Source organism: Achromobacter deleyi (genome assembly GCF_902859705.1).
Taxonomy (GTDB): domain Bacteria; phylum Pseudomonadota; class Gammaproteobacteria; order Burkholderiales; family Burkholderiaceae_B; genus Achromobacter; species Achromobacter deleyi.
Genome location: NZ_CADIJO010000004.1, coordinates 128,719 through 142,363 on the forward strand (window position 1 = coordinate 128,719; position 13,645 = coordinate 142,363).

The window sequence follows — 13,645 nt, forward strand, 5'->3', positions numbered from 1 at the left end:
TTATTGAATGCTACAGGCGGATCGTAACGGGCACACCCGCCGCCGCGGAACAGATCTGGGACAAGGCGTCCGGCAATTTCGGTCCGCCTCGGGTATCGTTCCAGTTCTGGCCGTCGTAGCGGTAATGGAAGCCGCCGCTGCGCGCGGCCACCCACAGTTCCTGCATGGCGGCCTGGCTGTTCACCACCACGTGGGTATTGTCTTCGAACACCATGGTCAGCACATTGCCGCTGCGGCTGGTTTCGACGTCGACGTCGAGCGAAGCCGCCCAGTCATCGGCCTGGCTTTCGATGCTTTCCAGCACCTGGTCGATCAACGCAAGAAATTCGGTTTCGGTCATAATCGAGCCTGCAAGAATTACGGAGTTCCCAGTGTTCCATTTGGCATTCAGCCGCATGTCTCTTCGCATTGTAGCCACGCTTGTGGCGACCGGCATGGTTGCGGCCTGCGGGTACAAGGGTCCTTTGTATATGCCGACGCCTGATGGCAAGCCGCCTCAGCGTACCCAGCAGCGGCAGCAGACGCCCCAGGTTCCCCAGATTCCGGCGGCTCCCTCGCTACCATGACCGCCGCGTTCCCAGTTCCGCCCGAACTGGCCGGGCACCCCTACTTCCAGTACCGCAACAACGTGCTGTACGCCGAAGACGTGCCGCTGGACCACCTGGCCGAAAAACTGGGAACACCCCTCTACGTCTACTCCCGCGCCGCCCTCAAGGGCGCCTGGGATACCTACCGCAGCGCCATCGGCCAGCGCCCCGTGCTGGTCTGCTACGGCATGAAGGCCAATTCCAACCTGGCCATCCTGAAAGAATTCGTCCGGCTGGGCGCGGGTTTCGACATCGTCTCCGGCGGCGAACTCAAGCGCGCCCTGGCCGTCGGCGCCGACCCCGCCAGGATCGTGTTCTCCGGCGTGGGCAAGCAGGCCTGGGAAATGCGCGCGGCCCTGGCGGCCGGCGTGCTCTGCTTCAACGTCGAATCCGAGGCCGAACTTCAACGTCTGTCGGACGTTGCCCAGGAAATGGGCCAGCGCGCCCGGGTATCGCTACGCGTCAATCCGGATGTCGATGCCCAGACCCATCCGTACATCTCCACGGGCCTGAAAGAAAACAAGTTCGGCATCCCCATCGATTGCGCGCTGGACGCCTACCGCAGCGCCCGCCTGCTGCCGGGCCTGGACATCACCGGCCTGGATTGCCACATCGGGTCACAGCTGACCGACATCAGTCCCTATTTAGATGCCCTGGAAAAGCTGCTCGACCTGGTCGAGCAACTGGACGCCATCGGCATCCCGCTGTCGCACCTGGACCTGGGCGGCGGACTGGGTATCCGCTACGCAGACGAAACGCCCCCCTCGCCCAAGGCTTTGCTGGACCCGGTGTTCCAGCGGCTGCAGGCCCGCGGCCAAGGCCACCTGCACGTGGTGCTGGAACCGGGCCGCTCGCTGATCGGCAATGCCGGCGTGCTGTTGACCACCGTGCAGTACCTCAAGCACAACGAGACCCGCAATTTCGCCATCGTCGATGCCGCCATGAACGACCTGTTGCGGCCCGCCCTGTACGAGGCCTGGCACGGGCTGCGCCCCCTTCGGCCGCGCGCGGGCGATGCCACGGAGTACGACATCGTCGGCCCGGTCTGCGAAAGCGCCGACTGGCTCGCCCGGCAGCGCGTGCTGGCTCTGGAACAAGGCGACGTGCTGGCGCTGGAATCGGCGGGCGCCTACGGCATGACCATGGCGGGCAACTACAACACACGCCCCCGCGCGGCCGAAGTGATGGTCGACGGCGACCACTATCATGTAGTGCGCCAACGCGAAACGCTGGACGATCTGCTGCGGGGCGAATCGACGCTGCCCTGAGCGGCATGCCGTCCAGATGTGAAAAAGGCCCCGTCGGGGCCTTTTTCGTGGGTCATCCAGGCGTCAGAGCTGGCCGTAGGAGTGCAAGCCCGACAGGAACATGTTCACGCCCAGGAAGGCGAAGCCTGTGATCAGCAGGCCCGTCAAGGCCCAGTAGGCCGCCATGGTGCCGCGCAAGCCCTTGATCAGGCGCATGTGCAGCCAGGCCGCGTAGTTCAGCCAGACGATCAGCGCCCAGGTTTCCTTGGGGTCCCATTGCCAGTACGCGCCCCAGGCATCGGCCGCCCACAGCGCGCCCAGAATGGTGGCCACCGTGAAGAAGGCGAAACCGATGGCGATGGCGCGATACATGATGTCGTCCAGCACCTCCAGCGGCGGCAGCGCCGCTGCGATATGGCGCCGCGCCAGCAGGATCGCGCCGACGATCACGGCGCCAATGCCGAAATACAGCATCCAGGTCGCCGACAGGCCGTCGGTGCGGAACACCATCGGTTCGGCGCACAGCAGCACGCCCAGCACAAACAGCGGCGCCAGTTTCAACCACGACGTGGTCTGCCCATGCTGCTTGACCAGGTAGGCAAAGCCGACCATGGCCGCCAGCGAGAACGTGCCGTAGCCGATGAAATTGGCGGGCACGTGCAGCTTCATCCACCAGCTCTTGAGCGCCGGCACCAGCGGCTGGATCTGCCCCGCGTCGCGCGTGAACGAATACCAGAGCAGGAACACGACGGCCGACGTCACCACCAGCAGCACGAAGCCGCCCAGCGCGCGCGTCTTGTATTTGCGTTCGTAGTACAGGTAGAAAAGCGCCGTGATCAGCGAGAACAGCACGAACACTTCGTACAGGTTGCTGACCGGAATGTGGCCCAGGTCCGGCCCCATCAGGTGGCCTTCGCGCCAACGCACCAGCAGGCCCGTGACACCCGCGAACACTGCGCCCCAGGTCAGGGCCGTGCCCAGCCAGGCGGCCGTCGGGCTGACCACGCCGATCCAGTAGCACACCATGGCCAGCGCAAACAGCGCGCTCATCCAGAGAATGGCCGACTGCGACGAAAACAGGTACTTCAGGAAGAACACCTGCTCGGCCCGCGCCAGGTCGTTGCCGTAGAGCATGAGCGCCAGGCCGGCCGCGATCGCACAGGCGACCATCAGGCGGCGCAAGGGGCGCCACAGCCAGCCCAGCCAGGCCAGCGCGGGCACCGTGCCGCACAGGATGATCTTCTCGTAGTAGTCCATGGCGCCGGCGTAGCGGGTCAGCGCAAAACCCGCCCCCACTGCCAGCAACAGGAAGAAGACGACGTCGGTCCAGTCGGGTTTACCGCGTTGCGCGCGGTTGTCGCCGGTCTCGGACAGGCTTTCGTCCCAGGGGCTGCCTGGCGAGGCGGCATGCACAGGCATGTCGGGCGTGGGGGAATGCGTGGTGGTCGTCGTGGACATAAGAAACCTTAAGACCCTTTCTGGCGCAGCAGCGCCTGCTTGAAGCGATCGAACTCTTGATTGAAGTCGAGTGTACGCTTCTGCGAAGTCATCGCCGCCAGGATGCCGCTGCCGCCGTCTTGCGGCCGGACCCAGATCCAGACACGGCGATCTCGAATATAGAACATCGAGAACACCCCCAGCACCAGCAGCAGGCTGCCCAGGTAGACCGTGTTCTTGCCCGGGGTGCGGCTGACCTGGAACACGCTGGCCTGGATGTGGTTGAAATCGGCCAGCGAGAAGAACACCGGCGCCGGGTAGACGGTCAGGTCGGACAAGGCCGCCACCGCCAGGCGCGACCACACCGCGGCGCGCTCGCCATCGGCGCCTTCGGTCGGCACAGGCGGCAAGCCGGCGCGTTCGCGTTCGACGCCCCGCAGTTCATTCATGCTGGCGCCGATCAGCCGGATCACGACGTCAGCCGCGCGCTCCAGGTCGGCGGGCGGCGTATTGGCCTGCAGGAATGCGGCCACGGCCTGCAAGCCGCCGCCGGAATAGGTTTCCAACGCGCGCTCGGCGGCCGTCTGCAAGGGCTGGCGGTCGGCGCCGGTGGGGCTGTTGCGCTCGGCAAAGCGGCGGGCCGCTTCCTGGCGCGCCGCCGGATCGGCCAAGGTGGCGCGCAGCCGCATGAATTCCGCTACCGAACTGTCGTCGTCCGCGGGAATGCGCAGGTAACGGAACGGCTCGGACGCGTTGTTGCGCACGCCGGCCAGGAACACGCTGGCGCCGTCCAATTGCACCGGCAGCATGTAGTTCTGGAATTCGTGCGCCTGGCCCGCGTCGTCGATCAGCTTGTATTCGACGCTGGGGCCTACGTTGCGCAGGTTTTCATTCTTCTTGCCCGCCGCGCTGCCGGATACCGATGCCACGTGCTCGGCAAAGCTCTGGTTCGCGCCCTTGGGGTCGCCACGGGTCAGGTCTTCGACGTTGATCGGCCGCAGCGCCGTGATTTCCACGCCCATGCTGCGCGGGCCCTTGGCCGTGTTCGCGCTGACTTCGGCGGTCTTGCCCACGGTGCCGTCGACGTTGAAGGTAGCGCTGTCGGCGCCCACCAGCGGATAGCCCTTGAGTACGACCGTGCTGCCGCCATCGTCGAAGCTGGATTGATACACCGTCATGCCCTTGAAGCGCAGCGGTTCGTTCACTTCGATGGTGGAATCGAACGACTTGCCGGTATCCGGATCCGTCACTTCCACTTCACTGGCAAAGCGGCTGGGCATGCCGGTCGAGTAGTAATCGACGACAAATTTCTTGAGCTTGAGCGTGAACGGCATCGGCTGCACCAACGCGCCGTCGCCGACCATCACGACCGCCGTGCTGGCCTGGCCGTTCTCGGGCACCAGCACGCTGGCGCGAAAGCTGGGGTTGTCCACCGACAGGCGGCCGCTTTCCGGCACCTCGGAGATCAGCATGTTCTCGACGATGGGCTTCTTGCCGCCGAACATGACCTGCAGGCGCACGGGCAGCTCGCTGTCGAGCAGCCCGCCAATACAGATGATGACCATGGCGGCGTGCGCAAACACATAACCCAGCCGGTTGGCGCTGCCCTTCTTGGCCGCCAGCAGCACCCCCGTATTGTCCTGGCGCTCGCGCACCGCATAGCCCATGCGCTTGAGCAGCGCCGTCAGGCCGGCCGCGGTCTGGGGCACGTCGCTGGACACCTCGGTTTCGACGCGGTGCGGGAAGGCTCGCAGGCTGCTGCCACGCACGTGCTCGCGAAACGAGCTGGCCTCGCGCAGCATCTTGGGCGCGTTGCGAATCAGGCAGACCGAGGTCGAAATGACCAGGAACGCCATGATCAACAGGAACCACCAGCTGTTGTAGACGTGCCAGATGGAAAACTTGTCGAACACCTCGTACCAGAACGGGCCGAACTGGTCGATGTAGTTGCTGGACGACCGGTTCTGCTGCAGTACCGTCCCCACCAGGCTGGCCACGCAGATGAACATCAGCAGGCTGACGGCAAAACGCATCGAACCCAGCAGTTCGAACAGATCGCGGGGCAGGCTGCGCAGAGAGGGACGAGAGTGTGTCTGAGTCGAATTCATGAAAAAAGGGGGGCCGCGCTATCGGCTACCCCCCTCGTAGACAGCGCGTAACGGAACCAGGTTCCGTACGCTCAGGTTGCGTGAACGCGGACCAGCCGCGCGCGTTGCCGGCAAGCGGCTACCGCAGGCCAGCCGCGTAATCCGCCACGGCCTTGATGTCGGCATCCGACATCCGGTCGGCCACGGCGTGCATGACGTCGTTGGCGCGATCGCCGCTGCGGAACAGCTTGAGCTGCTCTTCAATATACAGGGGGAACTGACCCGACAAACGGGGGTATTGGCCCGGAATGCCCGCGCCGTTGGCAGAATGGCATGCCGCGCACGCGGGAACATTGCGTTCAGGCAAACCGCCGCGCCAGATCTTTTGACCCAGATCAACCAGCTTCTCGTAGCCGGCCGTGGCGGGCTCTTTCAGAGGCTGCTGCGCCAGGTACAGCGCGATGTTCTGCATGTCGGCCGGCGTCAGGTTCTGCGCCATGGCGGTCATCGGGGTGGGGTTGCCGCCCGCGCCATTGCGCACCGGCAACTTGGCGCCCGCCTTGACCTGGAAATCGGTCAGTTGCTTGACCAGGTATTCGTGGGGTTGCGCGGCCAGGTTGGGGTTCACCGGGATGGTGCTGTTGCCCGCCGCGCCATGACAGGAGGCACAGGCAATGATGCCTCGGGAGGCGTCACCCTGGTCAAACAGCTGTCCGCCCTTGGCGGCATCTGGCTTGGCCGGGCCCGCAGCACCGTCGGCGGCGAAACTCGTAGTAGATAAGGCGGAGGCGCCGAGCAACAGCCCGCTCGCAACCAACATCCGGGACAGCACACGCTTCATGAAGACCTCGACGAATCGCATCGCTCAAGGCGCAAAAAGGCGCCCACGCCTACCCGCACATCTGGAAAACCGTATCGAACCTGCTTTGCCCGTCTTGCCTGCCTGGAACATGCCGGTAGGTACCGAAATGCCCTGAACAGTAAGCAAAAGAGACGGCTCCGCGCACGGGGACCACTGTTGCAAACGCCGGATTATACAATAGGGCTCGAAACCAACCGTATCCAAAGCCATCCGTGTCCCTCCTACATCGCGCCTCTTTTCTCACGTCGGCAGCTCGCCTCGACCAGTTGCCGCCCGCCGGCGCACCCGAGGTCTGCTTTGTCGGCCGGTCCAACGCGGGCAAATCCACGTCCATCAACGTGCTGTGCAACCAGCGCCGCCTTGCCTTCTCGAGCAAGACGCCGGGCCGCACGCGCCTGATCAACATGTTCAGCCTGCCCGACCCGCTGGACCCTGAAAGCCACATCGGCTATCTCGTCGACCTGCCCGGCTACGGCTACGCGTCGGTGGCCCGCAACGAGAAGGAAAAGTGGGCCGACATCCTGGGCGGATACCTGCGCGACCGCGAATCGCTGGTCGGCATCGTGCTGCTCATCGACATCCGCCGCGGCGTCACCGAACTGGATCGCCGCCTGGCCAATTTCATCGCCCCCACCGGCCGCCCGGTGCTGGCGCTGCTCACCAAAGCCGACAAGCTGCCTTACGGCCAGCGCATGCGCACCGTGTTTTCCGTGCGCAAAGACCTGGCGGACATCGGCGCCCTGCACACCATCCCCTTCTCGGCACCCGAGCGCATCGGCCTGGAAGAAGCTGGCGCGCACATAGAAAACTGGATCTCTCCCAAGGTCGTACCATGAACCCGCAGATCATCACCCCCGACTTCCCGGTTTCCCGCCCCCGCCGCCTGCGCCGCGACGACTTCACCCGGCGCCTGGTGCGCGAAAACACCCTGACGGTGGACGACCTGATCTACCCCGTCTTCGTGGCCGAAGGCACGGGCTTGAAGCAGGCCGTGCCTTCGCTGCCCGGCGTGGTCCGCTATTCGCCGGACACGCTGATGTCGGTGGCCGAAGAATGCGTATCGCTGGGCATCCCGGTGCTGTCGCTGTTCCCCGCCATCGATCCGTCGCTCAAGACGCCCGACGGCATCGAAGCCACCAACCCCGACGGCCTGATCCCGCGCGTGGTGCGCGAGCTGAAAAAGCGCTTCCCTGAATTGGGCGTGCTGTGCGATGTGGCGCTGGACCCGTACACCAGCCACGGCCAGGACGGCGTCATCGACGAAAACGGCTACGTCGTCAACGAGCCTACCGTCGAAATCCTGGTCAAGCAGGCGCTCACGCAGGCCGCCGCAGGCGTCGACATGGTCGCCCCCAGCGACATGATGGACGGCCGCATCGGCGCCGTGCGCCGCGCGCTCGAAGCCAACGGCTACATCCACACGCAGATCATGGCCTACTCGGCCAAGTACGCCAGCGCCTTCTATGGCCCGTTCCGCGACGCCGTCGGGTCCGCCACCAACCTGGGCAAGTCCAACAAAATGGCCTACCAGATGGACCCGGGCAACCTGGACGAAGCCCTGCGCGAAGTCGCCGCCGACCTGCAGGAAGGCGCCGACATGGTCATGGTCAAGCCCGGCATGCCCTACCTGGACGTGCTGCGCCGCGTGAAGGACACCTTCCGCGTGCCGACCTTCGCCTATCAGGTCAGCGGCGAATACGCGATGATCAAGGCCGCGTCCGCCAACGGCTGGCTGGACCACGACAAGGTCATGATGGAAGCCCTGCTGGCGTTCAAGCGCGCCGGCGCCGATGGCATCCTGACCTACTTCGCCATCGAAGCGGCCAAGCTGCTCAAGAGCCGCGACTAGGCGCTACGCCGCAGGCCGAGCCAGGTCCCGCTCAAGATGCAGGCCAGGCCGGCCACGTGCACCGGCGTCACGTGTTCATCCAGGAACAGCGCGGCGAACAGCAGGCCGAAGATCGGCAGCCAGTTCACGAACAGCGCCGCGCGGCTGATCCCCAGCCGCGCGATGCCTGCATTCCAGATGATGTTGCTGACGCCCGAGGCGATGACGGCCGAGAACAGCAGCACCATCCACGGCCACCACGTCATGCGCCAGCCCTCGGCTTCGTACGAGCCGGGCGTCAGGATGGCATGCACCACCAGCATCAGCCCGCCGGCCAGGTACATGTACCAAAGCATCGCCAGCGGATCGAGCGTGCGCGAAATGCGTTGGATCACCAGCCCGCCGAACACGAACACCGCGACCGCCAGGAACACGATCGCGTCGCCCCAGCCTGTCAGGCCCAATTGCGCACCGCTGCCGATCACCACCATTGCCACGCCAGCCAGGCCCAGCAAGGCGCCGGCAATGCGCAGCCACGTCAGCTTTTCACGGTAGAACAAGGCCGCCAACAACGCCGACAACAGCGGGCTGGTGGCCATCAACAGCGTGCCATTGGCGGCCGACGAGAACTGCAGGCCGTAGACGAGCGCGGTCTGGTGCGCATACACCACCAGAAAGCCCGCCAGCGCGACCCAGCCCAGTTCCACGCGGCCTAGCCGGGGAATGCGGCCGCGGCGGGCCTTGACGATCAAGGTGACCGCAACGAACGCCACGGCAATCCGTACGGCCGCCAGGGCCCGGATGTCCATGTGTTGCGTCAGGTACTTGATGGAGACGATGTTCAGGCCCCACGTGGCCATCACGAACATCAATTGAAGATAGATAAGACCGGTGCGGTCCTGGCTTGCAGCAACTGTCGGAGACGTCACGGGCGCCGGCCTGGTGGATGGAGGGCGCCGCCCACGCGGCGCGAGCCCTCATGGTAGCGGCCGGGCGCCGCTCAACGCAATAGCACGCGGTCCAGCGACTCGGTGAAACGCTTGGCGTCCTGGAAACCCACCACGCGGGCCTCGGGCAATTCCTTGCCGCCCGGCGCGAAGAACATGATGCCCGGCGGGCCGAACAGGCGGAACCGCTTGAGCAGCGCGCGGTCGTCGGCATTGTTGGCCGTGACGTCCGCCTGCACCAGCAGCATGCCCGCCATGCGCTGCGCTACCCCCGGATCGGTGAAGGTGAAGCGCTCCATCTCGCGGCACGACACACACCAGTCGGCGTAGAAATCCAGCATCACCGGCTGTTGGCTCTGCGCCAGCACCGCGTCGAGCTCGGCATTGTTGCGCACGCGCTTGAAATGCACCTCGCCGGCATTGGCCGACACGCCTGCCGCGGCCGGACCGCCCGATGCGAAATGGGACAAAGGCTGCAGCACGTCGCGCCCGCCGCTGGCCGCCCCCACCAGCCACGCGGCGGCGGCCAGGGCCAGCAGCAGCCCCAGGCCCTTGCCGAACATGCGAGCCGAGCCGGCACCGGCGGGCAGCGCATCAAATGCCCGCAGCATCACGGCCCCGACAATCGCCAGGAAGGCCCAGCCCGTCATCTGCACCCAGGTGGGCACGACCGGAATCAGCATCCACCAGGCGGTCGCCAGCAGCAACATGCCAAAGAGCCGCTTGACGCCATCCATCCAGGGCCCCGCCTTGGGCAGCAGGGTCCCCGACGACGCGCCCACGATCAACAGCGGCACACCCATGCCCCAGGCCATGGCGAACAGGGCAGATCCGCCCAGCACCACGTCGCCGGTCTGCGAGATGTACAGCAACGCTCCGGCCAGCGGCGCGGCCACGCAGGGCCCGACGATCAGGGCAGACAGTGCCCCCATCACCAGCGCGCCGGTGTAGCGCCCGCCGGGCACGCGCGACGAACGTTCAGCCAACTTGGCCTGAATCCCCGACGGCATCTGGAAGGTGAAGGCATCGAACATCGCCAGTGCCAGCACCGCCAGCAAAATGGCAAACAGGGTCAGTATCCAGGGCGTCTGCAACCATGCGGCAAGGCCCGCGCCGCTCAGGCCTGCCGCCACGCCCAGCGCGGTATAGACCACCGACATGCCCAGCACGTAGGTCGCCGCCAGCGCCAGGCCCCGGCCGCGACTCGGGCGGGCCTGGCTGGCCCCGCCCAGTACGATCGACGAAAGAATCGGAATCATCGGCAAGACGCAGGGCGTGAACGCCAGCAGCAGGCCCAGCACCAGGAACACGCCAGCCGTCTTCGCCCAGCCCAGCCCGCCCAGCGCATCGGCCAGGCCGGTGTCACCCGCGTTCACCAGCGCGCTCAAGCCGCCCGACGATGCCGGGGCGGTCGACGCGCCAGCGCTGGCGCCGCCTGCGCCAGCCACGGCGTACCCGCCCGCCACGGGCGTCAGCTTCACGCTGCTGTCCATTGGCGGGTAGCACAGGCCGGCATCGGCACAGCCCTGGCCCGTCAGCGTCAGCGTGAAGGGCTGCCCGCCAGGAGCCACCGGCACACGGATCACGACATCCTTGTGATAGACCTCCATGTCTTTCTCGAAGGTCGGGTCGTACTTGACGTCCCCTTTCGGATAGACGGGTTCGCCCAAGGTCGCCGCGCCCAGCGGACTGATGGTGATGCCAAAGCGCTCGCGGTACATGTAATAGCCGGGCGCCACTTTGAAACGCAGCTCGACCGTGTCCGGCGCCGCCATCACCGCACTGAAGACAAAGGCCTTCTCCGGTTCAAGGAATTCGGCATCGGCGCGCGCGGGCGCGTTCCAGCCCCACAGCAGCAGCGCCATGGCCAACAGGGCCAGCAGTCTGGGGAATAAGGCACGCGCCGGGACGCCGGCTGGAACCGCGAGTTGCAACATCAGTCTCTCTTGTTCTGCGGGACGGCCGTCTGTTCGCGCACCCAATCCAGATAGGGCGCCGCGCCGCCGATGACCGGCAGCACGATGATTTCGGGCACGTCGTAGGGATGCATCTGCGCCAGGGCCTGGACCACGGCCTGGTGGCGCGCGTAGGTGGTTTTGATGTGGATGGGGATTTCTTCCGTCCCCTCGACCACGCCTTGCCACAGGTAGATGGACAGGCCCGGGGCGCCAAGGTTCACGCAGGCCGCCAGTCCGTCTTCGACCAGCACATGGGCGATACGCTTGGCCAGCAGCAGGTCCGGCGCGTTGCTGATGACCAGCACGACGTCGTCATCGCGCAACATGGGGCCTCCTTGGGGTAGCCGTGTGGGATGTAACTCGGGGTATTTTATCGATATTGCCGCCGCCGTCCGCCACGGCCGGACTTGCGGCTACGCCGCGCCGTCGCGCACTCCCATTCCCACCGAGGCAAGCATGTCCGATAACTGCCTGTTCTGCCGCATCTCCCGCCACGAAATCCCGGCCCACATCATCCACGAAGACGACCGCCTGATGGCGTTCCTGGACATCCAGCCCGTGCGGGCCGGGCACACGCTCATCATTCCCAAGCAGCACTACCCGTACTACGAAGACATGCCGGCCGACCTGGCCGGGCACATCGTCAACCTGGGCCAGAAGCTGGGTCGCCATATGAAGCGCCTGTATAGCGTGGATCGCGTGGCGTTCGCGTTCACGGGCATCCACGTGGCCCACACCCATGCACACGTGATTCCGATGCACCATCCGCAGGACGTGACCTCGACCCAGTACATCGAGCAGCAGGACCTGACCTTCCGGATGCCGCCCCAGGCCCCCAAAGAGGCGCTGGAGGCCGCCGCGGCGCAATTGCGAGGCGAACTGCACGCGTCGTAGCCCACGCGCCTGCAGGCCGTTCTGGCGCCTCCTTGGCGGCGCCACAAAAAACAAGGGCGGGTCCGAAGACCCGCCCTTGCTACTCATCGCGCAACCGAAGCTTATTCGGCGGCGCTGTCCTCAGCGGCTTCATCGACTTCCGGACGGTCGACCAGCTCCATGAAAGCCATGGGAGCGTTGTCGCCTTGACGGAAACCCATCTTCAGCACGCGGGTGTAGCCGCCGTTACGGGCCGCGTAGCGCGGGCCGATTTCGGCGAACAGCTTCACCACGGCGTCGCGATCGCGCAGACGGGCAAAAGCCAGACGCTTGTTCGCGAGGGTGGGTTCTTTACCCAGCGTGATCAGGGGTTCGATGACGCGGCGCAATTCTTTCGCCTTCGGCAGCGTGGTCTTGATGGCTTCGTGGGTGATCAACGAAACGGCCATGTTGCGGAACATGGCAAGACGGTGACTGCTGGTGCGGTTGAGCTTACGCAAGCCATTACCGTGACGCATGATAAGTATCCTTTGAATCTAAAGAAGGCGTTTCCGCCATCGGGTTGTCCGGCTCTTCTATCAACCTGCAATCAGGCCGCGGTCCGGTAGAAAACGGTGCATTTTACGACGGTTTCGCAAACCGCCCGGCTGTGACGCCAGGCGCTGCGGGAGACGCCCCCTTCCAGGGGCGCCACCCTTCAAGACTTAGGGACGCTCCAGGCCCAGGGGCGGCCAGTTCTCGAGCTTCATGCCGAGGGTCAAGCCACGTGCAGCCAGGACTTCCTTGATCTCGTTGAGCGACTTGCGACCCAGGTTCGGGGTCTTGAGCAGCTCGTTTTCGGTACGCTGGATCAGGTCGCCGATGTAGTAGATGTTTTCGGCCTTCAGGCAGTTGGCCGAACGCACGGTCAGCTCCAGGTCGTCGACCGGACGCAGCAGGACCGGGTCGATCTGCGGCGTGCCGCGGACCGGGGCTTCGTACGAATCGCCAGCGCCTTCCAGGGCGGCGAAAACCGAGATCTGGTCCATCAGGATGCGGGCCGACTGGCGCACCGCTTCCTCGGGCGAGATCACGCCGTTGGTTTCGATGTCCAGGACCAGCTTGTCCAGGTCGGTGCGCTGTTCCACACGGGCGCTTTCAACTGCGTAGCTCACGCGGCGAACCGGGCTGAACGACGCGTCCAGCACGATGCGGCCGATGGTGTGGGTGCGGTCTTCCGACAGAGCACGCACGTTGCCCGGCACGTAGCCGCGGCCCTTTTCGACCTTGATCTGCATTTCCAGCTTGCCTGCATCCGTCAGGTTGCAGATGGCGTGGCCGGGGTTGATGATCTCGACGTCGTGCGGCAGCTCGATGTCGCTGGCCAGCACGGTGCCGGCGCCGGTCTTGCGCAGGACCAGGGTGACTTCGTCACGGTTGTGCAGCTTGAAGACCACGCCCTTCAGGTTCAGCAGGATGTCGACGACATCTTCGCGAACGCCCGGGATGGTCGAGTATTCGTGCACCACGCCCGTCATCTGGACTTCGGTCGGCGCGTAGCCGGTCATCGAAGACAGCAGGATGCGGCGCAGGGCGTTGCCCAGCGTATGACCGTAGCCACGCTCGAACGGCTCCATCACGATCTTGGCATGGTGGGTGCCGACCGGTTCGACTTCAATGGAGCGCGGCTTCAGGAAACCTTGAGTGGACATGTACTGTGTTCCTTTTCAATACCCTCGGCTCGTTACACCGATAAGGCTGATGGACAGGGTGAAACGTGAAACTCGGACGGTGCAAAAACACCGGCCGATACTTACCGCAAAGCCCGCCCCGCCAAAAG

14 protein-coding genes are annotated in these 13,645 nt (G+C 65.2%); 5 read left to right on the forward strand and 9 right to left on the reverse strand.

Translation table 11 applies throughout. The features are described 5' to 3' along the window. Window positions 1-10 precede the first annotated feature (10 nt). Complete coding sequence (gene cyaY / locus HV798_RS07680) at window positions 11-340, reverse strand: iron donor protein CyaY (RefSeq protein ID WP_025136314.1); 330 nt, start codon at window positions 338-340, stop codon at window positions 11-13. A 55-nt stretch (window positions 341-395) separates the two neighbouring features. On the opposite strand from cyaY, the gene lptM reads away from it, so the two are divergent. Then, window positions 396-566, forward strand: coding sequence for an LPS translocon maturation chaperone LptM (lptM, locus tag HV798_RS07685; protein WP_281360789.1), 171 nt, complete (start codon window positions 396-398; stop codon window positions 564-566). Further along, window positions 563-1,855 carry a diaminopimelate decarboxylase gene (gene lysA, locus HV798_RS07690; protein ID WP_175192370.1) on the forward strand — a complete coding sequence of 431 codons (1,293 nt, stop codon included), beginning with the start codon at window positions 563-565 and terminating at the stop codon, window positions 1,853-1,855. The genes lptM and lysA overlap by 4 nt, the downstream gene beginning before the upstream one ends. Before the next feature lie 63 nt (window positions 1,856-1,918). Here the strand turns inward: lysA and ccsB are convergent, their stop codons facing one another. The 3 genes from ccsB to HV798_RS07705 form a co-directional block, all read right to left on the reverse strand. Continuing rightward, complete coding sequence (gene ccsB, locus HV798_RS07695) at window positions 1,919-3,253, reverse strand: c-type cytochrome biogenesis protein CcsB (protein WP_025136317.1); 1,335 nt, start codon at window positions 3,251-3,253, stop codon at window positions 1,919-1,921. 47 nt (window positions 3,254-3,300) lie between these two features. Beyond that, on the reverse strand, window positions 3,301-5,379 hold the full coding sequence (locus HV798_RS07700) for a cytochrome c biogenesis protein ResB (protein ID WP_025136318.1): 2,079 nt from the start codon (window positions 5,377-5,379) through the stop codon (window positions 3,301-3,303). Between the two features lie 118 nt (window positions 5,380-5,497). Continuing rightward, entirely contained in the window at window positions 5,498-6,199 is a 702-nt protein-coding gene (locus tag HV798_RS07705; protein WP_025136319.1) for a c-type cytochrome, read from the reverse strand. A gap of 233 nt (window positions 6,200-6,432) precedes the next feature. Here HV798_RS07705 and yihA point away from each other — a divergent pair, with 233 nt between their 5' ends. Both yihA and hemB read left to right on the forward strand, forming a co-directional pair. Then, the gene (gene yihA / locus HV798_RS07710) at window positions 6,433-7,056 is read left to right on the forward strand and encodes a ribosome biogenesis GTP-binding protein YihA/YsxC (protein ID WP_025136320.1); all 624 of its coding nucleotides are present in this window, start codon (window positions 6,433-6,435) and stop codon (window positions 7,054-7,056) included. Beyond that, window positions 7,053-8,069 carry a porphobilinogen synthase gene (hemB, locus tag HV798_RS07715; RefSeq protein WP_175192369.1) on the forward strand — a complete coding sequence of 339 codons (1,017 nt, stop codon included), beginning with the start codon at window positions 7,053-7,055 and terminating at the stop codon, window positions 8,067-8,069. The genes yihA and hemB overlap by 4 nt, the downstream gene beginning before the upstream one ends. Here the strand turns inward: hemB and HV798_RS07720 are convergent. The 3 genes from HV798_RS07720 to cutA all read right to left on the reverse strand — a co-directional run bounded on the left by HV798_RS07720 (window position 8,066) and on the right by cutA (window position 11,279). Beyond that, complete coding sequence (locus HV798_RS07720; RefSeq protein ID WP_175192463.1) at window positions 8,066-8,917, reverse strand: DMT family transporter; 852 nt, start codon at window positions 8,915-8,917, stop codon at window positions 8,066-8,068. The two genes, hemB and HV798_RS07720, sit on opposite strands and share 4 nt — an antisense overlap. Before the next feature lie 131 nt (window positions 8,918-9,048). Then, entirely contained in the window at window positions 9,049-10,860 is a 1,812-nt protein-coding gene (gene dsbD / locus HV798_RS07725; protein WP_425486133.1) for a protein-disulfide reductase DsbD, read from the reverse strand. 71 nt (window positions 10,861-10,931) lie between these two features. Further along, complete coding sequence (gene cutA, locus HV798_RS07730; protein WP_025136322.1) at window positions 10,932-11,279, reverse strand: divalent-cation tolerance protein CutA; 348 nt, start codon at window positions 11,277-11,279, stop codon at window positions 10,932-10,934. A 130-nt stretch (window positions 11,280-11,409) separates the two neighbouring features. On the opposite strand from cutA, the gene HV798_RS07735 reads away from it, so the two are divergent. Continuing rightward, complete coding sequence (locus HV798_RS07735) at window positions 11,410-11,847, forward strand: HIT family protein (RefSeq protein ID WP_175192367.1); 438 nt, start codon at window positions 11,410-11,412, stop codon at window positions 11,845-11,847. A gap of 101 nt (window positions 11,848-11,948) precedes the next feature. Here the strand turns inward: HV798_RS07735 and rplQ are convergent, their stop codons facing one another. Then, window positions 11,949-12,344 carry a 50S ribosomal protein L17 gene (gene rplQ, locus HV798_RS07740; protein WP_025136324.1) on the reverse strand — a complete coding sequence of 132 codons (396 nt, stop codon included), beginning with the start codon at window positions 12,342-12,344 and terminating at the stop codon, window positions 11,949-11,951. 186 nt (window positions 12,345-12,530) lie between these two features. Next, window positions 12,531-13,517 carry a DNA-directed RNA polymerase subunit alpha gene (locus tag HV798_RS07745; protein WP_006216514.1) on the reverse strand — a complete coding sequence of 329 codons (987 nt, stop codon included), beginning with the start codon at window positions 13,515-13,517 and terminating at the stop codon, window positions 12,531-12,533. Window positions 13,518-13,645 lie beyond the last annotated feature (128 nt).

Coding starts and splice junctions, on each gene's coding strand:
- cutA (WP_025136322.1), bottom strand. CDS start 11,279: ATGTTGCGCGATGACGACGTCGTGCTGGTCATCAGCAACGCGCCGGAC.
- dsbD (WP_425486133.1), bottom strand. CDS start 10,860: ATGGCGCTGCTGCTGTGGGGCTGGAACGCGCCCGCGCGCGCCGATGCC.
- cyaY (WP_025136314.1), bottom strand. CDS start 340: ATGACCGAAACCGAATTTCTTGCGTTGATCGACCAGGTGCTGGAAAGC.
- HV798_RS07735 (WP_175192367.1), top strand. CDS start 11,410: ATGTCCGATAACTGCCTGTTCTGCCGCATCTCCCGCCACGAAATCCCG.
- HV798_RS07705 (WP_025136319.1), bottom strand. CDS start 6,199: ATGAAGCGTGTGCTGTCCCGGATGTTGGTTGCGAGCGGGCTGTTGCTC.
- HV798_RS07700 (WP_025136318.1), bottom strand. CDS start 5,379: ATGAATTCGACTCAGACACACTCTCGTCCCTCTCTGCGCAGCCTGCCC.
- lysA (WP_175192370.1), top strand. CDS start 563: ATGACCGCCGCGTTCCCAGTTCCGCCCGAACTGGCCGGGCACCCCTAC.
- rplQ (WP_025136324.1), bottom strand. CDS start 12,344: ATGCGTCACGGTAATGGCTTGCGTAAGCTCAACCGCACCAGCAGTCAC.
- ccsB (WP_025136317.1), bottom strand. CDS start 3,253: ATGCCTGTGCATGCCGCCTCGCCAGGCAGCCCCTGGGACGAAAGCCTG.
- HV798_RS07720 (WP_175192463.1), bottom strand. CDS start 8,917: ATGTTCGTGATGGCCACGTGGGGCCTGAACATCGTCTCCATCAAGTAC.
- hemB (WP_175192369.1), top strand. CDS start 7,053: ATGAACCCGCAGATCATCACCCCCGACTTCCCGGTTTCCCGCCCCCGC.
- lptM (WP_281360789.1), top strand. CDS start 396: ATGTCTCTTCGCATTGTAGCCACGCTTGTGGCGACCGGCATGGTTGCG.
- HV798_RS07745 (WP_006216514.1), bottom strand. CDS start 13,517: ATGTCCACTCAAGGTTTCCTGAAGCCGCGCTCCATTGAAGTCGAACCG.